Consider the following 22,662-nt stretch of genomic DNA (forward strand, 5'->3'; position numbering starts at 1 on the left):
ATGATTAGCTTGTTCATAGTGTAGTCAATAATGATGCCAATTACACTCAAGGCATAAAAAAACACCGTAACTTAAAAAGTTACGGTGTTTCTATTACTAACGATAATTGCTAATTAAGCTTCAGCAATTACATTAACTTTAACACTTGAGTCAACATCAGAGTGTAAGTGAATAGCGATATCAAATTCGCCAGTTTCACGGATAACACCGTGAGGCATACGAACTTCAGCTTTAGTTACTTCAACACCCGCTTCAGTTACCGCATCAGCGATATCACGAGTACCGATAGAACCAAATAGCTTACCTTCTTCACCAGCTTTAGAAACGATAGTTACTTCAGCTAATTCAGTTAATTTAGCAGCACGTGCTTCAGCAGCAGCCAAGTTATCAGCTAATTGCTTTTCTAACTCAGCACGACGAGCTTCAAAGTGCTCAACATTTGCTTTAGAGGCAAAAACCGCTTTACCTTGTGGTAATAAAAAGTTACGTGCATAACCAGACTTAACAGTAACTTTGTCACCAAGGCCGCCTAATTTGGCGATTTTATCAAGAAGAATTACTTCCATTTTCAAAACCCCTTATTAGGTTACTTGTGTAAATCAGTATACGGTAATAATGCTAAGTAACGAGCACGCTTGATCGCACGACCAAGTTGACGTTGATATTTAGCAGCAGTACCAGTGATACGGCTAGGAACGATTTTACCACTTTCAGTGATATAGTTTTTAAGTGTTGCGATATCTTTATAATCGATTTCGCTAGCACCTTCCGCTGTGAAGCGGCAGAACTTACGACGTCTAAAAAAACGAGACATGGATTTCTCCTAATTTCAGTATCTATTGTACTGATAAACAGCCAATAAACACTAATTAATCATTTCAATTTGTTGAGCATGTAATACGAGCAAAGAGTTACCATTTCTCGATTCATGACGATTAATAAAGCCCGTCACTTTTATATTACTGCCAACAATTAATTCACGAGTTAATTGTGATAATTCACTTGTTGCCACTACTTGTATTCGCACAAACGTTTGTCTGTTCATGCCTGCTTCATTTTGTACAGACTGATGGTCTATTGAAAATTGGCAGTGTTCAATACCCGCAGGGCTAGTTGAAAATTTTGGTGCTTTAACCACAACTCCAACTAAAACAAGGCAATTAGTTATCACAGAGCACTTATTCTTCGCTTGCTGCTTCTTCAGTTTGCTCAGCAGCAGGAGTTTCAGCAACCTCTTTCTTAACTTCGCGGCGATCTTCACGACGGTCATCTTTAGCAGCAGCCATTGGCGATGCTTCAGTTACCGCGTCTTTTGTACGCATGATCATGTTACGAATAACAACATCGTTATAACGGAAAGAAGTTTCTAATTCATCAATAACTGTTTGAGGCGCTTCTACGTTCATAAGAACATAATGTGCTTTGTGCAATTTATTGATTGGGTATGCTAATTGACGACGGCCCCAGTCTTCAAGACGGTGGATTTTGCCTTCAGCAGCATTGATCAAGTCAGTGTAGCGCTGGATCATACCAGGTACTTGTTCACTCTGATCAGGGTGAACCATAAATACGATTTCGTAATGACGCATTACGAGCTCCTTACGGTTGTAGCCTCTTATCTGGCTCAGCCAACACCAGTATTGAGGCAAGGAACAAAAAGTTCAGGCTGAATTAAGGTCGCGTATTGTAGGGAAATTAACCAGCAAAGGCAAGTTAAATCTCACATTAACCAAGGCGCGCCCAACACAGGTAAATTCATTACCTAATTCAGTAGCATACACCTAGCACATATAAGCCCAATACTCACGAGTTTGTTCAATACAACCTCCCCCCTTGCTTATCGCTTTTACACACTGTTAACAATTGAACGAAAGTTGATCTTGAACAAATAAACGCAAATGATAATGATTTGCATTAACTTGTATTATATTTATAATTCCCGCACTTTCCTAATTTGATTAACGAGTAACCCATGAAAAACTTTTCCTACATCCACCTTGCTCTGCTAGCAAGTTTGTCACTATCCGCTTCCTCCTATGGCTTTAACGAGCAAACAGAAGCCGAAAATCAAACGTTCGAAGTGATTGAAGTACGAAATTTCAGGCAAAAAATGGATCAAGCGGGTCGTTTAAAAGATGTCATTCAACAAACTGAGATCCTAGACAGACTCACAATAGACAATAAAAATGCACTCAGTCTAACCGCAGCGATTAACAATGAGCCTGGGGTGAATGTGTCAAATGAGTGTTCGATGTGCGGTGTTAAACGCATCATGTTAAATGGTATGAAGGGGGAGCATACCACTATTTTAGTCGATGGATTACCCACTCACACGTTAATTTCTGGCTTTTATGCGGTCGATGCCATTGCTACAACCGGTGTCGATAGAATTGAAGTGGCACGTGGCGCAGGAGCCTCATTGATTGCCCCTGAAGCAATTGGCGGCACAGTCAATATTATCACCAAAGAAGCGTATGAAAATACGGCAAACCTTGATATTGCTACAGGCTCCCATGACTTTACCGCAATCAAAGGGATGGCTACTGGTATTTCTGAAGATGGTAAAACAGGCCTGACATTTATTGCTCAATATGACAAACAAGCTCAAGAAGATCATGATGACAACGGTGTGAGTGAAGCACCGCTTATTGAAAATTTATCCTTTACCTCGCTATTAACACAAGACCTCAATAATACCAGCAATGTGCAAGTGAGGTTATCGACAGTCCAATCAGAAATTTTTGGTGGTCCTATCATAGGTAAGCAAGTGAAATCGATAGGGGCAGCAATTGCTGGTTATGATCAACAAGAATCAGAGCACTTATTCATCAATGACGACGTCAGCAAACAATATATAGGGAAACCTTGGGAGACCACGGAATGGATTGATACTTCACGAAATGAAGCTTATGTGAAGTATCTCACCGAATTAAGTTCCAACACTATTGCAGAGTTTGCTATCAGCTACGCGAAACATGAGCAGGACTCTTTCTATGAAGGCATTGATTATCAGGCAAACGACACTATGTGGTATGCCCGAAGCAAATTCGACATGGAATTATCAAGCGAGCATTTCATCACCTTTGGTTTAGATACTCGTCGAGAAGAAATGCGCTCTTCGACCGATGCATTAGAAGCCGTTGCGGCTTATCAGAGCGATGCCTTTGATTATGAAACTAAAGGAATATTTTTACAAGATACCTGGATACCCAACCCAGATATTGAGATCGCCCTCGCACTACGACTTGACAGCGTCACTGCCAACTTTATTGATCCACACAAATCAGGTACAGAAATTGACGAAACTTTCATTGCTCCACGACTAGATATTCGCTATTTTCATACCGAACAGCTGACTTCACGTTTTTCAACCGGTCGAGGCTACCGGGCACCACTGTCATTTTTTGAAACAGATCACGGCATTTTAGATGCAGAATTAGGCTACCAAATTGATATTCACGCGCTGGAAGAATCACTATCAGCGAGCTATTCATTAAATTATGACACTGACCTTGTCGCCATAACCGGTTCTATTGCCCACTCAACAGTAGACAACTTGGCAAGTTTACAAGAAACCGAAGATGGCGTTCCTTTATTAACGCAATTACAACAAAGCGCTGCAGTCACTACCTTTGATGTTACGGCAGGTTATAACCTCACTGACAATTTCACTTTGAATCTCGGTATTGAAAAGTTTCACTATGATGATGCATTCAAATCATCCTATGCTATCGCTCCAGTTGAAGAACGTGCAAATATTGAACTCCAATATCAAAAGGATAACCTTAAAGTATACTGGTCAACCGTATGGTTTGGCGCAAAAGATTTAACTGAATATGGTTATGAAGGTTATGATCGCCTTAATGATTTAACTTCAATTAAAACCTTAACAGGGAAGGCATTTTCTACTTCTGATATTAAAGTACAGTATCAACTAACAACGCATATAAAACTGTATGCAGGTATTTCTAATATCTTTGAAAAAACTCAAATTGATAGCAGTGGCACGCCATTATTTTATGATGCAAACGGAGGCTATGATGTGGCTTATATTTACGGCGCATTACATGGCCGAGAGTTATACGCTGGCGTAGAAGTAAAGCTTTAGTCGAGTATTAAACGATGACGCTCAATAACATGGTAATGATAAAGGGGCTCATAGTACTGATATTCATCAGTGCGATGAGCGCTACCTTTACAGTAAAATCAACACCTTTTACCTTAAAGCCGCTACACACTAAAGAACAAACTTATCACCTAAAAAACAATAACTTAGCTACTATCAGTATGATATTTCAACCCAATTGTAGTTGGTGTAAAAAGCAAGGAAAAACCTTAGCAACAGCAATTAAGCATTGCCAAGGCCTGTTAAACATCTCATTAATAGGAACCAATGGGAATCGACGACAACTAACACATGAGCTCAAGCATTATTCCTCTGATATTCCTGCATTTATTGCCGATCGACAATTTTTACGAAAAATTGGGGGTTATCAAGCCTCACCAACGACACTGATTTTTAACCGTAAAGATAAGTTATTAGTCAAAAAACGTGGCTTTATACCCGCAGAACAACTTGCCAATGTTTTAGATATGTTGACGCAGGGTAAATGTCAGCTTTAATAAGCATGAACATCTTTGCTTAGTGGCTATAAGACTCATAATTAAACACATTTAAATAAACACGGTCTAAGCCTTGATGATCATCATGGGCAAACTCAATATCATCTTCACCCAAATGGAGTTTAATCTGATTAATATTATTAAAAAAACATGCGGGGGTTAGGTTATTTTCACAGAGTTTTAAAACTTGTGTGGTGACCACGGCATTCAAATAACCTTCAAACTGAACGCGATCAAGTGCCAAATACCCTTCTGCTTTCATGTCTTGAATAAAAGACTGGCAAATCTCCCATTGACATTCATACGGATCAGGGACAACTTCAGTGACTAGAATATGACTTGGTTGTTCAATGCGTTGAAATAACTCATGACTTGATATAAATGATACCGTGGTAAAAAACGGTTCAAATTTTTGCTGATAAGCTAAGTTTACCAACTTAGCAAGTGGTTGATAGGTACCAACAAATGCAACTGCTTGTACTTGTTTATTTTTTAAAATATTAAGCGCCAGATTAATATCACTGGTATTACGTCGATAGCGTGTTACCACTTCCGGTTCAATACCATGGCGTTTCATAACATTCAAATAACCTTGCTCGACAGCTGCGCCAAACGCGTCCGCTTGAATGAGTAACCCTATTTTTGTGAATTTCTTAACATTAACTAAATAGTCAATTTGAGCACTCGCTTCTTGATAATAACTGGCGCGCAAATTATAGACATTTTCGATCACTGGACTTCTTAAAAATTCAGCTCCTGTAAATGGCGTTAAAAATGGCAGCTCAGTTTTCTTAATAATAGGTAAAATTACGTAAGTTGTAGGTGTTCCTACATAATTGAAAAAAGCAAAAATATCATTTCGTTCAAGAAACTTCTGAGTATTCTTTAACGTCTTGTACGGTTCATAACCATCGTCTAGCACGACTAAGTTAATTTTTCTTCCTGCCACACCTCCTTGCTTATTAACTCGAGAAAAATAAGCGTTCGCCCCTTGGTTTAAGCGAGTGCCTAACTTTGCAGCAGGACCAGTGGTAGCATTAGAAACGGCTAAATTTATCGGTAACAGCTCCTCTGCTTGGAGCTGAAATCCGCCACAGAGCAACTGAAATGCGACAATAAATACTGATAAAGTATTTATTTTATTCATTCGTAAAAAACAAAGCTAAATGAATCATAACCACAACATTACTCCTCAGAAACACGTTAAAACGACCAATAACAAGAATTACCTTAAGGCTTTATCAAGTCTAGTTTAAATGCTTAGAATTAAAAGCATTTATTTCTCATTCTCGTTTAAAAAATAATAATTGCTATAATTAGCGATTATAACCTACAGCAAAGAAACAATAATGATTCGCTGGTTAATACTTTTTCTTATAATTTACCAACAAAACACAACATTATTAGCTAATGAAATTAGTCATGATGAGATCAGAGTAGTTGGTCAGCAATCAAAAGAGGATCTCGGGCATGAGTACTTTACCCAGCTTATTAAACTTGCTATCAATGCAAGCACTCCAGAATACCAACATAAATCAATCTCTATTTTAAAATTAACTCATACCACCCAAGGTCGCACAGTAAACCTTTTAGAAAGAGGTGTTCTCGATGTTATTTGGACCGGCACAAATCAAGCAAGGGAATCTCAATTTATACCTATTCGTATTCCATTATTCATGGGGTTACTGGGTTATAGAGTATCGCTTATTCATCAAGATAATTATTCACAATTTGCCGCTTTACTCGACAGCCCTGAAAAGCTCAAATCGTTGACCGCATGTCAAGGAGAGCATTGGCCTGATTCGGATATTTTAGAAGACAATGGCTTTAATATTTCACGCATCGTTAACTTAAGTTCAATGTTTAAAATACTCGCCTATAAACGCTGTGACTACTTTCCCCGAGCAATTTTTGAAGGTTACTCTGAGTTAGATATTGTCAAGAAAGAGTTTCCCAACCTCGTAATGTTTGATGATCTAGTCTTGCATTACCCTTTTGCAATTTACTTTTTTGTCAATAAAAACAAGCCTGAATTAGCACAACAAATTGAATATGGTTTAAGAGAACTAATTAAGGATGGACGTTTCTTCAAATTAATGAAGAAACATCCATTTTCGGCGCAAATATTTCCATTAGAAAAGTGGAAAAATAAAAAGTTTTTACATCTACGCAATTCAGAATTAACCGAAAAAACTATGTTGGATAATCCCAAACTCTGGTTAAAACTCTACGAATAAGCATGTACTAATACCAATGAAATAGTGTTTTTTACAGCTGGCGTTGTCGCACTATTTCAAATAAACAAATACCTGTTGCCACCGAAACGTTTAAGCTAGAAACAGTCCCTGCCATTGGCAATTTCACTAATTGATCACAATTTTCTCGAGTTAAACGACGCATGCCTTTTCCTTCTGCGCCCATAACTAATGCCATAGGACCATTCATTTTAACTTCATATAAACAAGTATCAGTTTCACCGGCAGTGCCAATGATCCATACTCCCATTTGCTGTAACTGCTTCATCGTGCGGGCAAGATTAGTCACTTGTATTAACGGCACAGTCTCTGCAGCTCCCACTGCAACTTTTCGTACAGTGGCGCTTAAACGTGCAGCATTATCTTTAGGAACAATAATTGCCTGCACCCCTGCGGCATCGGCATTACGTAGACAGGCGCCCAAGTTATGAGGATCAGTCACCCCATCAAGGATCAACAAAAAAGGATCTTTGCTTTGCTGCTGCGCCGCTAACAAAATGTCATCAAGATCGGCTTCAGTGAAGGTCTTTCCTGGTGTTACTCGCGCAACAACCCCTTGGTGCTGTTCCCCTTTACTTTTATCGTCCAACACTTTTCTATTTACCAGTTGGGTGGGAATGCCATACTTACGTGATAAATTGATAATCGGCTTTAAGCGTTCGTCATCTCGACCTTTTAACAAAAATAATTCAATAAATCGTTCTGGTGAACGTTTAATTAACTCATTAATGGCGTGGATACCAAACACTAATTCATCATTTTTGGCCATGAATTTATTCTCTAACTTTGCTTTAATTTTTCAAAAAGATCAGTGGCTACTTTGTCGCCTTACGCGCATTTTTTCCCGGCCTAGACTTTCTTTCTTTACGCTTAGCAGCCTTTGGCTTTTCTTTTTTATGCTTTGTTTTTTTACTTTTTGTTGTACTAGTTTTATGTGATTTACCATCTTTGTGCTTGGCTTTACTTTTATTTCGTAGCGGCTTCTCTTGATGAATTGGCTTAGCTCTGCTGATCACTGCATTATCACCCGATAACACTAAATCAATTTTCTTTTCATCTAAATTAACCGCGGCAACTTGTACCTCAAGCACATCACCAACATGAAATTTATTACCCGTTTTTTCACCGCTTAAACACATTCTAATATCATCAAAATGATAGAAATCACGCCCTAAAGACGTAATATGCACTAAGCCTTCAATATGTAACGCAGATAAACGAACAAATAAGCCAAAATTTGTTACTGTTGAAATGACACCAGTAAAAACATCGCCTACGTGGTCTTGCATAAACTCGCACTTTAACCAATCGGCAACATCACGTGTTGCATCATCGGCACGTCGTTCAGTCATTGAGCAATGTTCGCCAAGTTCTGACACTGCTTGCTCATCGTAGCTATAACAACCATCGTTGGCCGGATCATTCTCCTTAGCCTGCAGTACAGCTTTAATCACCCGATGGATCACTAAGTCGGGATAACGACGTATTGGTGAAGTAAAATGACTATAAGAGGCCAGCGCTAAGCCAAAGTGACCGAGATTCTCGGCTTGATAAACCGCTTGCTTCATTGAACGTAACAACATGGTCTGGATCAACTCCTGATCCGGACGTCCTTGCACTTTAGCAAGAATATCACTGTAATCTCTAGGCTCAGGTAACTCATCCTCGTTATTCACTCTCGGCATTTGCAAGCCAAGTTCAGCCAGATAAGTAACAAAATTATTAAATTTATCTTCACTTGGCTTATCATGCACACGGAATAAGCCCGGCACTTGGTGCTGCTCAACAAACTGAGCGGTTGCTACATTTGCTAAGATCATACACTCTTCAATCATTTTATGAGCGTCATTACGCACTACCGGCTCTATTGCTTCAATTTTGCGATCGGCATTAAAAATAAAGCGTGATTCTTCTGTTTCAAATGCAATTGCTCCTCGGCGTTCTCGTGCAGTAACCAAAGAAGTATATAACCGATGAAGTTGTTCTAAATCAGTAACTAACGGTGCATACTCTGCTCGAAGTTCATTATCACCTTCAAGGATCGCTGCCACCTTTGTATAAGTAAAGCGTGCTTTTGAACGCATCACAGCAGGATAAAATTGACTACTAGAGAGTTGTCCGCCAGCACTGATGGTCATTTCACATACCATAGATAAGCGATCAACATCTGGATTTAATGAACATAAGCCATTTGAGAGCTTTTCAGGCAACATTGGGATCACTTGGCTTGGAAAATATACGGAATTACCGCGTGCAATTGCTTCATCATCTAAAGCAGAACCAGGCCTGACATAATAGCTAACATCTGCGATAGCTACCCATAAACGCCAGCCTCCACTTGGTTCAGCTTGGCAATAAACAGCATCATCAAAATCTCTGGCATCTTCACCATCAATGGTAACCAAAGGTAAATCTCGTAAATCTATGCGCTGTTGTTTAACCTTCTCTTCAACCTCATCGGCAATAACGGCTATTTCTTGCTCAACTTCGGCTGACCACTGGTGTGGTAAATCATGTTCTCTTAACGCTATTTCAATTTCCATGCCTGGTGCCATATGCTCACCAAGCACTTCCACTACTTGCCCCACCGCATTATTGCGTTTAGAAGGTCGTTTCGTGATGTTAACCACCACCATCTGACCATGACGAGCCCCTAACTTTTCATTCGGATCAATTAAAATATCTTGTTTGATCCGCGTATCATCGGGAACAACAAAATTAATATTATGCTCAACAAAAAAACGCCCAACAATGCCGGCTTTACGCGGTTCAATAACATCAAGCACTTTTATTTCTTGTCGGCCTTTACGGTCAGTGCGATCCACCAGTATCGCCTCAACCACATCGCCATGGATCACTCGCTGCATCTCATGAGAAGAAATAAATAAATCCTTCGCTTTTTTGCCTCCAACGGGGACATCAGGCGTGAAAAAGCCGTAGCCATCGCGATGACCCGTCACTTTACCTGTTAACACATGATTTTTAGGTGCCAGCGCATACTGTTTAAATTTGTTAAAAATCACTTGCCCTGAATTTTCCATCGCGCGCAAGCGCCTTTTTAGGCCAATTAAATGATGTTCTTCATGATAATTGAAGAGCTTACATAAGCCCTTGAACGTTGGTGGTGTCGTTGATTTTTCGATGGTTTCAAGGATCAACTCACGGCTGGCAACAGGGTTGTCATACTTTTTTTCTTCACGTTGTTGGTGTGGATCTTTAATGATATATCTTACTTATTTAAATGATTTGGCTTAAGTATATCCTACTTAGCACAATTATCATTCATTTATTACCTTTACCATAGGTAATTTTACTGGCATAAATTAAATTAGAACTTCCCTTTTTTGGCAGCATTTACTACACGTTCAGGCATCTTTTCCGCTAATTTAACTAACAACTGCGTTATTTTCTTGTGAGTGGGTTTATCATCAGTGACCGAATGATGTAACTGAGCATAGAGTTCAGGGTAATCTAATGGACTTCCCTCACCACTATTATAAATTTCCGCCAGACGAATTTGTGCCTTTAAATTATTTAAACTTGCTGCTTCTTTTAAGTATATGATCGCTTGTCGTAAATCTGGCTGCATAAACTTACCAATATGATAATATCGCCCTAGTTGCTCAAGTGCTTCAGGTAAACCTTGATCGGCAGATTCACGCATATAATGCAACCCTAACAGTACGTCTTTTTTCACACACACACCGTAGGCAAGCATATCTCCCCATAGAAATTGAAATGCAGGTTTTTTGGAAGTTATCGCGCGAGCTTCAATATCTTTTACCAACTGGCATTCATCCAGCACAACTTGCCCTAAGTGTTTATTATCTTTGATTAAATCTAACAACTGATCATCCGTATATACTTGCACGACTTCTAATTGTTCAGCGTTCACTATTGAGGAACAAATCACAGTAACAAAACAAATCAATGGTAATATACGCATATTAAATCTCTTAAAAAAATCTCACTAGCCAACTTGTTATCGGCCTATTCACTAAAATATTAAGCCAAGCTTTTGACAAATAACACACTGGACTTATTATTACTGATAGATAAAGCAATTTTAATACCAATTGCAACTATAATATCCACTTGCTCTCTTTGTATAAAAGTTACACAATGAACACGGTGAAATATACCAAGTACATTAATAAATTAACCTTACTCATTAAGAGTTTATGCGTGTAATGGGTATTCAGTAATGATAAGGCTGTAATGATGACGAAAACGGCAGAACAACTAACAACAGAGCTAAATTTACTCGTTCAGCATTCAAAAGAAAATGAAGTAATTGCCCGCAAGTTATTTGAAATAGAAACCGCGGTGCTTAGTTGTCAATCTAGTGAGCAGTTACTTAAAAACTTACTCGATCTCATTCAAGAAAAATTTAACCTTTCAGGTATCTATTTACTACTCGCATCACCTACTCCCATTAATTATCTAATCAATGGCAATTTACAGTCTTCTTGGCATCAGCGCCAAACAACCCAAATTGACGGAGAACAACTCAAAAAATATCACCCTGATAATCAGCCGTTTCTTTGTAATCATGTTGAAACTTTTAAACAGTTTGTCCCACAACATTTGCTAGCAAACACCAAATCAGTAGCATTAACACCTTTAAATTTAGAAGGAAAACTTTTCGGTAGTGTATTATTTTGTGATAACAATGCTGATCGCTTTACCCCTGAATTAGGCACCTTTCACCTTCAACAACTGGCCGTTAAAGTCAGCTTGTGTTTATCGAATGTATTAATAAGAGAGCAACTCGATTATATGGCGCATTATGATCGCCTTACCAATGTCGCTAACCGGCGATTGATGGAAATAAGTATTAGCGAGGAACTCAATCGACAAAAGCGCTACGGCAATCCGTTTTCAATTCTGTTTATCGACTGTAACAAATTTAAACAAATTAATGACACCTACGGTCATGATTGTGGTGATAAAGTACTGGCATATGTAGCCACTCAATTAACAGAATTGATCCGTGAAAATGATCGCTGTTTTCGCTATGCCGGTGATGAGTTTGTTGTTTTACTGAGCAACCAAATCGAACAGGAAGCTTGGTTAGTGAGTCAGCGTTTATGTCAATTTTTTATTGATCATCCGATGCCCTATGAACAAAGTTACCTCAATATTACTATTAGTTGTGGCGTTGCGACCAGTGATGGTAAACACACCATGGATGAGTTACTTAAATTAGCGGATGAACAATTATACTTACATAAAAACAACTCTGAAGATACGCAGCAAATAACAAACGCTTAACAGCCAATGTCACTGTGATGGATAACTGACGGTAAATAATGCCATTATGATTGTTGAACTCGAAATATCGAAACTAAAAGTAGGCCACTATGTGGTTGATATAGTTAATCAAAGCTCTAATTTTTCCTTGTCTCAACCTGGACATGTTAAAACTGATGCCGTCATTCAACATTTAATCAATAAAGGGGTTAAAACGGTTCTTATTGATAAGAGTAAGACCTTGTTCCCTAACAAAAAAGCAGCAACGCCTCCTCAACGAACAGATAATGCTTCGGTCGTTTTTAATGTTCAAAAAGCCAAGCAAATTTTTTCAGAATCAAAAGAAATTCAAAAGAAGGTATTTGCAGATGCTCAAGAAGGTTTAGCATTAGATGTAGAGCCAATAATCGATATTACCGATCAAACCATTAATGAAATTTTTAAAAACTCTGATGCGCTCGCATGCGTTATCAATCTGAGAAACAAAGATGAATACCTGCTCGAACATTCAGTTTCAGTGTCTATATTAATGACCATCTTTGCCCGTTATTTAAAAATAGAAAAGTCGATTATTCAGCAATTAGCCATAGGTGCATTTTTACATGATGTCGGCAAGATCAACGTGCCAGATCACATTTTAAATAAACCAGCTAAATTGACAGACGAAGAATTTACTATCATGAAAACTCACGTCAATCATTCAATTGACGCGATTAAACGCACGGCAGGTCTGTCTGAATTAAGTTTAGAAGTAGCAGCGCTACATCATGAAAAACTCGATGGTAATGGTTACCCATTTCGATTAAAAGCAAAAGATATTTCCACTTATGGCAGAATGATCAGCGTTTGCGATATTTTTGACGCACTAACAGCCAATCGTTGCTATAAAGATGGTTATAGTCATGTCAAAGCCTTCACCATATTGCGCAACTTAGCGGAACAAGCTCACTTAGATAAGCGTTTAGTCGATTTATTTATCAAGTGTATGGGCGTTTACCCGGTTGGCTCTTTGGTTGAATTAAACTCAAAACGTATAGCCATTGTCGAACAGCGTAACGCTGAAGATCCCATCAGCCCGAAGGTACGCTCTTTTTATAATGTCCCGTATCGCCACTATGTAATGACCGAAGATATCGATCTCGCTAAAGATAAAGATTACATCATCAAAGGCGTAAGAGCCGATGATTTTGATCTGGATATGAACAAAATCATCGAGTTCTTATTAATGCAGGGATAACATTATTTTCTAAAATCAATCTCTGCATTAGCGGCAAAATAACTGAACAAGGTATACACAGTTGTTGCTTGCTTCAAGGCATCAACTTCTATCTTATCCAACGTATCATTTTCAGTATGATGATAATCAAAGTAACGGGAACCATCAGGTGCAAAATTCATACTCGGCATGCCTGCAGCACTTAACATTCCCATGTCCGATTGTGCTTTAGCATCATTTGCTTGAGAAAACTCAACACCTAAAGGCGCTAAAAACGCTGCCAATTCTTTGGTTTGCGCTAACGCTTTTTGACCGACACCCGTGGTCATTTTATATATTTCACCTGTACCAAAATCCCATTCGGCGCCAATAATATGATTATCAATCTCATCTTTATGATCGATCATATACTGCTTTGCACCAAGTAACCCCACTTCTTCAGCCGCAAATAAAATGACTCGAATGGTGCGTTTAGGCGCTTGTGTTAATTGCTGAATTTGCTTGGCTGCTGACATGACAATACCTACCCCCATGCCATCATCTAAAGCTCCCGTGCCTACATCCCAGCTATCAAGGTGAGCACCAATCGCAACAATCTGCTCTGGAAACTCACTACCGGTAATTTCACCAATCACATTAGCCGAACGAGCCACTACTTTTTCATCGGTACTCGGTGTTAATTTTAAATAAACTTTAACCGCTTCTCCACGTGCAAGCTGGTTAACCAACATATCGGCATCAGGGTTAGAAAGCGCCGCTGCAGGCACTTTATTAATGTTCGCTTGATAACGCATCACCCCTGTATGGCCAATACGATTATTGTCTGTGCCCACTGAACGAATTAAAATTGCCGATGCTCCTTTTTGCGCCGCAATGGATGCACCATTGACTCGCGCTCCAACCGCTTGTCCGTAGCCATGACCATCGACATGTCTTTCCATACGATAAGAAATAAAAGCAATTTTTCCCGCTAAGCTGTTATCCGCCACAGCGTTTAAATCATCTAAGCTGTCAAAGTGCGCTATTTCTGCGGTCAGTCCATTTTTACCTGTGCCGACAGAGCCTCCTAATGCAACGGCAACCAAGTTTTGAGGATAAGGGGCTAACACTTTTGCCTGCGCCTCGCCTCGTTGCCAAAATGTCCCCGTGACTTCTTCTGTCCATACTTTATCAAAGCCGAGGCTTTGCATTTTATTTACTGCCCATTCTACCGCTTTTTTATCACCTTCAGAGCCCATTAAACGAGGGCCTACTTCCGTAGTGAGTGACTCGATAAGTTGATAAGATAAATCAGACGACATACTGGTCTGAGATAATTGCTTCATGGTTTGCTTTTGTTGTTGATTTAATACCTCAGCAGATGCTGTGGTAGTCAATAGTGCACCCCAAAGAAATGCAGAAATCACACTAGATTTGATGATCTTTCGCCAAAATACGTTCACTACAAGTAATCCCTCTAATTACAAAAATTAATGCATCATTAAATAGAATATTATCCGCTCACGCAAAACTTTTATTAAAATCTTGATAGAAAATGGAACAGTGACAATAAAAAAGCCAGCGAATGCTGGCTTGATATGAGATATAAATAGATTTAGATAGAAAAAGATGCGCCACAACCACAAGTTGTTGAAGCATTCGGGTTATTGACTAAAAAGCGACTGCCTTCGAGCCCCTCAACATAATCGACTTCGCCATCCACAAGATATTGTAAGCTCATTGGATCGATCACCATAGTGACCCCTTGTTTTTCAATAGTCATGTCACCTTCATTAACTTTTTCATCAAAGGTGAAACCATATTGAAAACCAGAGCAGCCGCCACCTGTCACATAGACGCGCAATTTAAGGTTCGGATTTTCTTCTTCGGTGATCAACGATAGCACTTTACTCGCTGCCGCATCAGAAAATTTAATCGGTAATTCAGTATCAGACATAGTACTCAGGTTCTCTTTTTACAACGGTGCAATTATCTTAAACTTGACTAGTTTAATCAAGTATTAGCGAGCTAGTTTGTGGATAAACTTCCATAACATTTTGCCATAAGTAAGTTTTATCAATACGAAAATACTTTTGATTACGGCGTTTGGGCAAAGTGGCTGCAATGTTAAATTGTTCAGGTTTAAATTGTTCAGGTAACGTAAACTCACCTTCAAACACCTGAAAATATTGAAAATTAAACGTTAAATCCTTTTTGGTCAGCGACGATATTGTTGTCATTGCTAACTTATGAGGCTTCTCATTCAGACTACCATTTAGCGTCAGTTCAACATAGCCTTTAGCGTATCGTCTCCTGACTTTTTGCTGTACTAAGGTCAGTTCAAAACGGTAATGATTTGGGCTTGCTGTCGGAAAGACTGAAAGTTTATCTATCACTAAGCCATCAGCTTGTTTTTCTGGTGCCATCACTTTTTCATAAAACGCGAGCTCTTTTTTTACTTGAAAGTGCTGCTGTTCCATTTCTTTTAATAGCTTTTGAGAACGCTGATTCGCTAAACGCTCAACTTCTAATTCAACCTCAAGCGTATTAATGCGGCGCTGTTGTTGTTCTTGTTGCGCATAAAGTTTATCAAGTCGTTGCTGTTGCTCAAGCATAGTCTGCTTTTGATAGCCATGGAAAAAATTTCCAATACGATAACCACAAAACAAACAAGTGATGATCAACAGCAGCAATAACACTGCAGACTTGAAAGTTCCAAGGCGCGTAACAACCGTATTTAAATTTATTTTTGCTAACCAACTCATATTAAAAGTATTATGATATCCAATAACTCATGTTCTATTTGACTCTAGCCAAAAGTATTTCTGTATATGATGTCGTTAATCTCACTAAAAAAACGATTAGCATTACCAAGAACGTCATGGCAGCTTTGCCTACTTGCCGCTATTGGCGGTGCATTCTCTGCATTACTAATAATTCTATTTACTTTAAGTATCAAGTGGTTACAACAAATTTACACTGACCAAATCGGAGATTATAGCACTTTAGATATGGTAAGTCGTTTTCATTTACCAATTATTGGCGCATTATTAATTTTAATCTTTGCTCGCTTAACCGGTTACCAGTATTTACGCACCGGTATTCCGTTTGTACTTCACCGTTTAAGGGTCGCTCATGGCATCATGCCATTGAGAAACACTTTAAATCAGTTTGTCGGAACAGTGATTGCGTTAGCATCTGGTTTCTCGGTAGGTCGAGAAGGCCCAGCAGTGCATTTAGGGGCGGCATGTAGCAGTTATTTAGGTAGCTGGCTAAGACTACCATTTAATACCATACGTACTTTATGTGCTTGTGGTATCGCTGCCGGTATTTCTGCTAGCTTTAATACCCCACTCGCAGCAGTTATTTTTGTTATGGAAGTAATTCTTCGCGAATATAAAATCCATATTTTCATTCCGGTAATGATTGCTGCTATCGTCGGGTCAATGATCACCCAAAAAGTATTTGGCCCCGCCCATGCCTTAGAGTATTTTGATAAGATCCAATTAACCGTCAGCCATTACCCTGCTATCATCATTTTGGGTATTATTCTGGGTGTCTTAGCTTTTGCTTTCAACCGCTATCTCACCTTACTGATTAAACACTCGAGTACCATTCATATTGTGCCACGTATGCTACTCGCCGCTTTTATTACTGGTGCATTAGGTTTTACTATTCCTTACGCAATGGGTACCGATGTTAGTGCCGTTAACTTTTCCATTGCTAACGAGCAAAGCTTTCAATTACTACTTGGTTTACTTATCGCTAAAATGCTGATGACCATATCCGCATTAGGCCTTGGTATACCTGGTGGAATTATTGGCCCAATCTTGGGCATAGGCGCCATTGCCGGCACTTGTGCCTCAACCATTGTCATGCATTATCTTCCTAGTGAGCACTTGCATACTGATTTCGCTCTAATGGGCATGGCAGGTTTTTTAGCCGCCACCTTAAATGCTCCTCTTGCCGCGCTACTTACGGTAGTCGAACTATCGCATCAAATCGAAATTATCATCCCCGCACTGATCGTGATCACCTCTTCTTGTTTGACCTCTGGACAATTTTTCGGTAACCGTTCCGTGGTTATCATGCAATTAGAAATACAAAACTTGCTTTACCGCGAGCCCCCTATTGAAAAATCATTACAACGCATTGGGGTCATCGGAGCAATGCAGGAGAATTTCATCATTTATGATGAGCTTACGCCAGAACAATTATTAATGGATGAAGAGTTATTACAAAGCCGTGATTTTATCCTCACCAAACACTCCTCATCAGGAGAAAACCTCAGTTGGCTCGAAATCAATACCTTAGGCGAGCAACGTAATATCATCGAGCATGAATTACAGCCGTTATCATCTCAAGCTACCTTAGCACAAGCATACCTCTCGCTAGTTAACCGACGACAAGGGGCTGTTGCTATTTATGATAAGCATCAAGATGATATTCTTGGTTTGGTAACATTTGAACAAATACGACAATATTTATTGGAAGGAAAAATTGACTCATGACAATTCTTTGGCTCAAAGCATTACACGTAAGTTTCATGGTTGCTTGGTTTGCGGGCATATTCTATTTACCTCGCCTATTTGTTAATCATGCAGAAAGTGATGAACCTAAGGTGATCGACCAATTAAAAGGCATGGAAAAACGCCTACTATACTTTGTTACCCCTTTTGCATTTTTAACCGTAGGTTTTGGTATTGCCATTATCTATCAATATGGTTATCAATGGTTTGCCAATGCGGTTTGGTTGCATATCAAAGTTACCTTAGTACTTATATTAATTATTTATCATGGCTATTGCTTTAAACTCGTTAAAATGTTTCAGCAAGACAAAAATCAGCGCTCTGGCAAGTTTTATCGTATATTCAATGAGGTACCAGTATTAATACTATTTGCAGTAATCATTCTCGCTTACCTCAAGCCGTTTTAGCGATTTGGGTTATCAACTTATGCTCAACACAATGACAATCTAGGTTAGCTGACCTAAATCAACAAGCAATGAATAAAAGGTGGCAATTGTTCAGTTAAAATTCTCAATTGCTATAAGTTATGCTATATTTCAGCCGCAAAATCGGAGCGAAAGACTGCCCCTGTTGTCAGTGTTAAAGCATATTCCGACATATTTCTATGACCTTACAAACATTAGGTAAAACAATATGATGATCTTTGAAGGCGATCACATTCTCTCCGTTTCACAGTTTGATCGTGATGCCATTGGTAAAATACTAACTGTCTCAGCCCAAATGACTCCTTATGCCATGCGTCAAAAGCGTTGTCATGTGCTTGAAGGTGCGATTTTAAACAACTTATTTTTTGAGCCGAGTACCCGTACCCGAGTTAGTTTTGGTTCGGCATTTAACTTATTGGGCGGCTTTGTCCGTGAAACCGTTGGTCAAGAAAACTCGTCACTAGCAAAAGGTGAATCATTATTTGATACTGCTCGTGTTATCAGTGGCTATTCTGATGTTATTGCAATGCGTCACCCACAAATGCATTCAGTAAGTGAGTTTGCTAAAGGCAGTACCGTGCCGGTGATCAATGGTGGTGACGGTGCCAATGAGCACCCAACACAAGCATTACTTGATCTTTTTACCATACAATCAGAAATGAAGCCGCATGGTAAAACACTTGATGGCATTCACATCACCTTAATGGGTGATCTGAAACATGGTAGAACAGTGCATTCACTATCGAAGCTATTAAGTCTATATAACGATGTGCACATCACAATGATCGCGCCAAAGGCCTTGCAAATGCCGGATGATGTCCTATCGGTACTCGATAATGCAGGCCACAAGATCACCTTAACCGATACCGTTGAAGGTAACTTAGCTTGTGATGTCATCTACCAAACACGCATTCAACAAGAAAGGTTTGCCAGCCCAGATGAAGCAGAGCTGTACCGCGGACACTTCAGTTTAAATAAAGAGGTTTATCAACAATATTGCCAAAAACATACCGTCATTATGCACCCATTGCCTCGCGATTCACGTCCCGAAGCCAATGAATTAGATAATGATTTAAATGATTTTGAAAACCTCGCCATTTTCCGACAAGCACAAAATGGTGTACTGGTGCGTATGGCTTTATTCGCGTTAACCTTAGGTGTTGAAAATAAGCTTAACCAATATGAAAAACCTGTCACTTGGCATTCTCAAAAAAGCCCTTTGGCTACCAATTACTAACAGCATTAACTACAAGGCAAGATAATGGATAAATCGCAACAATTATTCGATCACGCACAAGCAATTATTCCTGGTGGAGTTAATTCTCCTGTTCGTGCTTTTAACGGCGTCGGTGGCACACCATGTTTCATCAAACGAGCGCAAGGCGCCTACATCTTTGATGCCAACGATAAATCATATATTGATTATGTTGGTTCATGGGGACCAATGATCTTAGGACATAACCACCCAAAAATTCTCGAAGCAGTAATGGAAACCGCTAAGAATGGTTTAAGTTTTGGTGCACCCACTGAACTTGAAATTACCATGGCTGAGAAGGTGCGAGAACTTGTGCCTTCAATGGAAAAATTGCGTATGGTCAGTTCGGGCACAGAAGCGACCATGAGTGCCATTAGACTTGCTCGTGGTTATACGGGGCGAGATAAGATCTTAAAGTTTGAAGGTTGTTATCATGGTCATGCCGATTCACTATTAGTCAAAGCAGGCTCAGGCGCATTAACCATGGGTGTACCAAATTCACCTGGCATCCCTGATGACTTTGCTAAGCACACACTCACAGTTACTTATAATGATATTGAGCAAGTCAAACAAGTATTTGCTGAAATCGGTGATCAGATTGCCTGTATTATTGTTGAGCCTGTTGCTGGTAACATGAATTGTATCCCGCCGGTAGAAGGCTTTCTTGAAGGCTTACGAGAGGTGTGCGATCAATACAAATCGGTACTGATTTTTGATGAGGTCATGACCGGATTTCGTGTCGCATTAGGTGGCGCTCAAGCGCATTATCAAATAAAACCTGACTTAACAACACTCGGTAAAGTTATTGGTGGTGGTATGCCAGTGGGTGCCTTCGGTGGTAAAGCAGAAATCATGGATTACATCGCGCCCGTTGGCCCTGTATATCAAGCAGGTACTCTATCGGGTAACCCAATTGCGATGGCAGCAGGTTTAGCTTCTTTAAATGAATTAAGCCAAGGTGACAAACATAAAGCACTGGCACAAACCACAGAAAAACTGGCGATGGGTTTTAAAGCGGCAGCTGATAGAAATGGGGTACCATTAGCCATTAACTATGTTGGCGCAATGTTTGGCTTTTTCTTTACTGAAGAAGAGCAAGTAACCAGCTTCACTCAAGCAACCGCTTGCGATGGGGAAAAATTTAAACGCTTTTTCCATATGATGTTAGATGAGGGTGTTTATTTAGCGCCATCTGCTTTTGAAGCAAGCTTCTTATCCACGGCACATACTGAAGAAGATATCGAAAAAACCCTCGCGGCAGCCGACCGTTGTTTTGCGAAGTTATAAACAGTGACCATATAGTCGCACCTTAACAATAGGTGCGACTGACTAATCTACCTGCTGAGCTATTAGCTGCTGTTCAAGCCATTGGTACGCTTGCTGCCAGCCCAATTCTAACCCCGAAAACACACGATAATTCCACCGATCAAAAGCCCGAATTTGCGACAAGTTTTCAATCATCTCTTTGCTGATTTCAGAATAATAAACAAAACCAATCGCCTTTAACCGTTCATACGAAGCAACACTCAGTTTTGCTTCGTAACTATAGCTGTAATTATTCACACGGTTAATAAGCAAGCCAAAATCAGAATCAATGTGTCGATTGATAAAATCATGACCTTCTTCGAGCATCTCCAACGACACTTCAACCCCTTCATCAGCAACCACTTCTACAATATTGTCTGACAAAATATTGTAATAAGCAAAACTCAAGCGATGCTTCATATAGCCCCCTATTTAAACTCTCTAAAAAGTGAAAATATTATTATTTTGTTAAAATCATACGACTTGATTTAACTCTAGTTGAGTTTAATAAAAATACAACTGACAACCTGTCAAAACCAATAAATAAAAGGCGTTGAAAGAAGTTTACAATAGATAAGTTAATGAAGAATTTAAAGAATTATAAATGTAACACTTTACAAACTTTTTACTTTTATTGGCCTCTCAAGACTCGCGCAATAATAGTAAAACGAAAGATAATAGGATAAAAAAAAGCCGACATAATGTCGGCTTTTTGCGCAGAAAAATAAAGATTAACGTTTTGAGAATTGTGGACGTTTACGCGCTTTGTGTAAACCAACTTTCTTACGTTCAACTTTACGTGCATCACGAGTAACAAAACCAGCTTTACGTAGATCACCACGTAATGTTTCGTCGAACTGCATTAACGCACGAGTAATACCGTGACGAATTGCACCCGCTTGACCAGAGATACCACCACCAACAACAGTGATGTTAAGATCAAACTTTTCTAACATTTCAACTAACTCTAATGGTTGACGAACAACCATGCGAGCTGTTTCACGACCGAAGTACTCAGAAATGTCACGCTTATTAATTGTAATTGCACCGTTACCAGCTTTCATAAACACACGAGCAGTTGAGCTCTTGCGACGACCAGTACCGTAATATTGATTATCAGCCATTGCTTACAGCTCCAAAAGTTGTGGTTGTTGTGCAGCATGCTTGTGCTCAGCACCAGCATACACTTTAAGCTTACGGTACATTTCACGACCTAAAGGACCTTTAGGTAACATACCTTTAACAGCAAATTCAATCGCACGCTCTGGTGCTTTATCAATTAACTTTTCAAAGCTAATTTGCTTAAGACCACCAGGGAATTCAGTATGCGAGTAGTAAATTTTACCTTTCGCTTTATTACCAGTTACTTTTACTTTCTCAGCATTGATAACAACGATGTAATCACCAGTATCACAGTGAGGAGTATATTCTGGCTTATGCTTACCGCGTAAACGGCTTGCAATTTCAGTAGCGATACGACCAAGAGTTTTATTCTCAGCGTCCACTAAAAACCATTCGCGTTGTACGCTTTCTGGCTTAGCTACAAAAGTTTTCATTTAAAAAACCCAATATTAAAATGTTACTAAAAAACAACCTTTTACTAAGGTTATCAGTTAAAAGACTACGCTATTACCCCTTCGAGTATCGAGCCTTGTGTCTATATCTTGGGAGATAATAGACATTTGTAACGTCAGGGAGCGCGCATTATACAGAAGAAACCCAAAGAAATCACGTATGTTTTTTAATCTTTTTTTAAAATAACAATGAAGGCCTTTTTGATAGTCTCAAATCGGCAAGGTCTTCACTTAATCTAAGGTAATTT

23 protein-coding genes are annotated in these 22,662 nt (G+C 39.3%); 9 read left to right on the forward strand and 14 right to left on the reverse strand.

The genetic code is table 11. The features are described 5' to 3' along the window. Window positions 1–113 precede the first annotated feature (113 nt). Genes rplI through rpsF form a run of 4 tightly spaced genes read right to left on the reverse strand, consistent with a single transcriptional unit; the run spans window position 114 to window position 1,589 of the window. A complete protein-coding gene (gene rplI, locus IV514_RS10420; RefSeq protein ID WP_206485156.1) occupies window positions 114–566 on the reverse strand; it encodes a 50S ribosomal protein L9 in 453 nt (150 codons plus the stop codon). Between the two features lie 20 nt (window positions 567–586). Further along, the gene (rpsR, locus tag IV514_RS10425) at window positions 587–814 is read right to left on the reverse strand and encodes a 30S ribosomal protein S18 (protein WP_189379144.1); all 228 of its coding nucleotides are present in this window, start codon (window positions 812–814) and stop codon (window positions 587–589) included. 51 nt (window positions 815–865) lie between these two features. Continuing rightward, a complete protein-coding gene (gene priB, locus IV514_RS10430) occupies window positions 866–1,171 on the reverse strand; it encodes a primosomal replication protein N (protein ID WP_346776915.1) in 306 nt (101 codons plus the stop codon). A gap of 7 nt (window positions 1,172–1,178) precedes the next feature. Beyond that, on the reverse strand, window positions 1,179–1,589 hold the full coding sequence (gene rpsF / locus IV514_RS10435; RefSeq protein WP_206485158.1) for a 30S ribosomal protein S6: 411 nt from the start codon (window positions 1,587–1,589) through the stop codon (window positions 1,179–1,181). A 383-nt stretch (window positions 1,590–1,972) separates the two neighbouring features. Here rpsF and IV514_RS10440 point away from each other — a divergent pair, with 383 nt between their 5' ends. Both IV514_RS10440 and IV514_RS10445 read left to right on the forward strand, forming a co-directional pair. Further along, window positions 1,973–4,108: a TonB-dependent receptor gene (locus IV514_RS10440; RefSeq protein ID WP_206485159.1), complete on the forward strand. Its 2,136-nt coding sequence runs from the start codon at window positions 1,973–1,975 to the stop codon at window positions 4,106–4,108. A 14-nt stretch (window positions 4,109–4,122) separates the two neighbouring features. Then, a complete protein-coding gene (locus IV514_RS10445) occupies window positions 4,123–4,623 on the forward strand; it encodes a hypothetical protein (protein WP_206485160.1) in 501 nt (166 codons plus the stop codon). Between the two features lie 19 nt (window positions 4,624–4,642). Here IV514_RS10445 and IV514_RS10450 read toward each other — a convergent pair whose 3' ends face one another. Next, window positions 4,643–5,770 (reverse strand): ABC transporter substrate-binding protein, encoded by a 1,128-nt coding sequence (locus IV514_RS10450; protein ID WP_206485161.1) that lies wholly within the window; start codon window positions 5,768–5,770, stop codon window positions 4,643–4,645. A gap of 202 nt (window positions 5,771–5,972) precedes the next feature. Between IV514_RS10450 and IV514_RS10455 the strand changes: the two genes are divergently transcribed. Then, on the forward strand, window positions 5,973–6,860 hold the full coding sequence (locus tag IV514_RS10455; protein WP_206485162.1) for a hypothetical protein: 888 nt from the start codon (window positions 5,973–5,975) through the stop codon (window positions 6,858–6,860). A 31-nt stretch (window positions 6,861–6,891) separates the two neighbouring features. Here IV514_RS10455 and rlmB read toward each other — a convergent pair whose 3' ends face one another. From rlmB to IV514_RS10470, 3 genes are all read right to left on the reverse strand, one after another. Then, window positions 6,892–7,647, reverse strand: a complete 756-nt coding sequence (rlmB, locus tag IV514_RS10460; RefSeq protein ID WP_206485163.1) for a 23S rRNA (guanosine(2251)-2'-O)-methyltransferase RlmB — start codon at window positions 7,645–7,647, stop codon at window positions 6,892–6,894. Between the two features lie 46 nt (window positions 7,648–7,693). Then, window positions 7,694–10,102, reverse strand: coding sequence for a ribonuclease R (rnr, locus tag IV514_RS10465; protein ID WP_206485320.1), 2,409 nt, complete (start codon window positions 10,100–10,102; stop codon window positions 7,694–7,696). Between the two features lie 104 nt (window positions 10,103–10,206). Beyond that, window positions 10,207–10,824, reverse strand: a complete 618-nt coding sequence (locus IV514_RS10470) for a tetratricopeptide repeat protein (RefSeq protein ID WP_206485164.1) — start codon at window positions 10,822–10,824, stop codon at window positions 10,207–10,209. A gap of 272 nt (window positions 10,825–11,096) precedes the next feature. Here IV514_RS10470 and IV514_RS10475 point away from each other — a divergent pair, with 272 nt between their 5' ends. After that, the gene (locus IV514_RS10475) at window positions 11,097–12,152 is read left to right on the forward strand and encodes a DUF484 family protein (RefSeq protein WP_206485165.1); all 1,056 of its coding nucleotides are present in this window, start codon (window positions 11,097–11,099) and stop codon (window positions 12,150–12,152) included. Window positions 12,153–12,198: 46 nt separating this feature from the next. Then, window positions 12,199–13,368, forward strand: coding sequence for an HD-GYP domain-containing protein (locus IV514_RS10480; RefSeq protein WP_206485166.1), 1,170 nt, complete (start codon window positions 12,199–12,201; stop codon window positions 13,366–13,368). 2 nt (window positions 13,369–13,370) lie between these two features. Here IV514_RS10480 and IV514_RS17700 read toward each other — a convergent pair whose 3' ends face one another. From IV514_RS17700 to IV514_RS10495, 3 genes are all read right to left on the reverse strand, one after another. After that, entirely contained in the window at window positions 13,371–14,789 is a 1,419-nt protein-coding gene (locus tag IV514_RS17700; RefSeq protein ID WP_206485167.1) for a M20/M25/M40 family metallo-hydrolase, read from the reverse strand. 152 nt (window positions 14,790–14,941) lie between these two features. Next, a complete protein-coding gene (gene erpA / locus IV514_RS10490; protein WP_206485168.1) occupies window positions 14,942–15,283 on the reverse strand; it encodes an iron-sulfur cluster insertion protein ErpA in 342 nt (113 codons plus the stop codon). A gap of 52 nt (window positions 15,284–15,335) precedes the next feature. Further along, window positions 15,336–16,091, reverse strand: coding sequence for a DUF6776 family protein (locus IV514_RS10495; protein ID WP_241242280.1), 756 nt, complete (start codon window positions 16,089–16,091; stop codon window positions 15,336–15,338). 66 nt (window positions 16,092–16,157) lie between these two features. Between IV514_RS10495 and IV514_RS10500 the strand changes: the two genes are divergently transcribed. From IV514_RS10500 to hemL, 4 genes are all read left to right on the forward strand, one after another. Continuing rightward, the gene (locus IV514_RS10500) at window positions 16,158–17,837 is read left to right on the forward strand and encodes a chloride channel protein (protein ID WP_206485169.1); all 1,680 of its coding nucleotides are present in this window, start codon (window positions 16,158–16,160) and stop codon (window positions 17,835–17,837) included. Continuing rightward, complete coding sequence (locus IV514_RS10505) at window positions 17,834–18,262, forward strand: CopD family protein (protein WP_206485170.1); 429 nt, start codon at window positions 17,834–17,836, stop codon at window positions 18,260–18,262. Before IV514_RS10500 ends, IV514_RS10505 begins: the two co-directional genes overlap by 4 nt. A 226-nt stretch (window positions 18,263–18,488) precedes the next feature. After that, window positions 18,489–19,517, forward strand: coding sequence for an aspartate carbamoyltransferase (locus IV514_RS10510; protein ID WP_206485171.1), 1,029 nt, complete (start codon window positions 18,489–18,491; stop codon window positions 19,515–19,517). 24 nt (window positions 19,518–19,541) lie between these two features. Then, a complete protein-coding gene (hemL, locus tag IV514_RS10515; RefSeq protein ID WP_206485172.1) occupies window positions 19,542–20,822 on the forward strand; it encodes a glutamate-1-semialdehyde 2,1-aminomutase in 1,281 nt (426 codons plus the stop codon). A 42-nt stretch (window positions 20,823–20,864) separates the two neighbouring features. On the opposite strand, the gene IV514_RS10520 is transcribed toward hemL, so the two are convergent. The 3 genes from IV514_RS10520 to rplM form a co-directional block, all read right to left on the reverse strand. After that, complete coding sequence (locus IV514_RS10520) at window positions 20,865–21,260, reverse strand: hypothetical protein (RefSeq protein ID WP_206485173.1); 396 nt, start codon at window positions 21,258–21,260, stop codon at window positions 20,865–20,867. Window positions 21,261–21,571: 311 nt separating this feature from the next. Beyond that, window positions 21,572–21,964, reverse strand: a complete 393-nt coding sequence (rpsI, locus tag IV514_RS10525; RefSeq protein ID WP_206485174.1) for a 30S ribosomal protein S9 — start codon at window positions 21,962–21,964, stop codon at window positions 21,572–21,574. Between the two features lie 3 nt (window positions 21,965–21,967). After that, on the reverse strand, window positions 21,968–22,396 hold the full coding sequence (gene rplM / locus IV514_RS10530; RefSeq protein ID WP_206485175.1) for a 50S ribosomal protein L13: 429 nt from the start codon (window positions 22,394–22,396) through the stop codon (window positions 21,968–21,970). Window positions 22,397–22,662: the final 266 nt, after the last annotated feature.

This window comes from Thalassotalea sp. G2M2-11 (assembly GCF_017168195.1).
Classification (GTDB): domain Bacteria; phylum Pseudomonadota; class Gammaproteobacteria; order Enterobacterales; family Alteromonadaceae; genus Thalassotalea_E.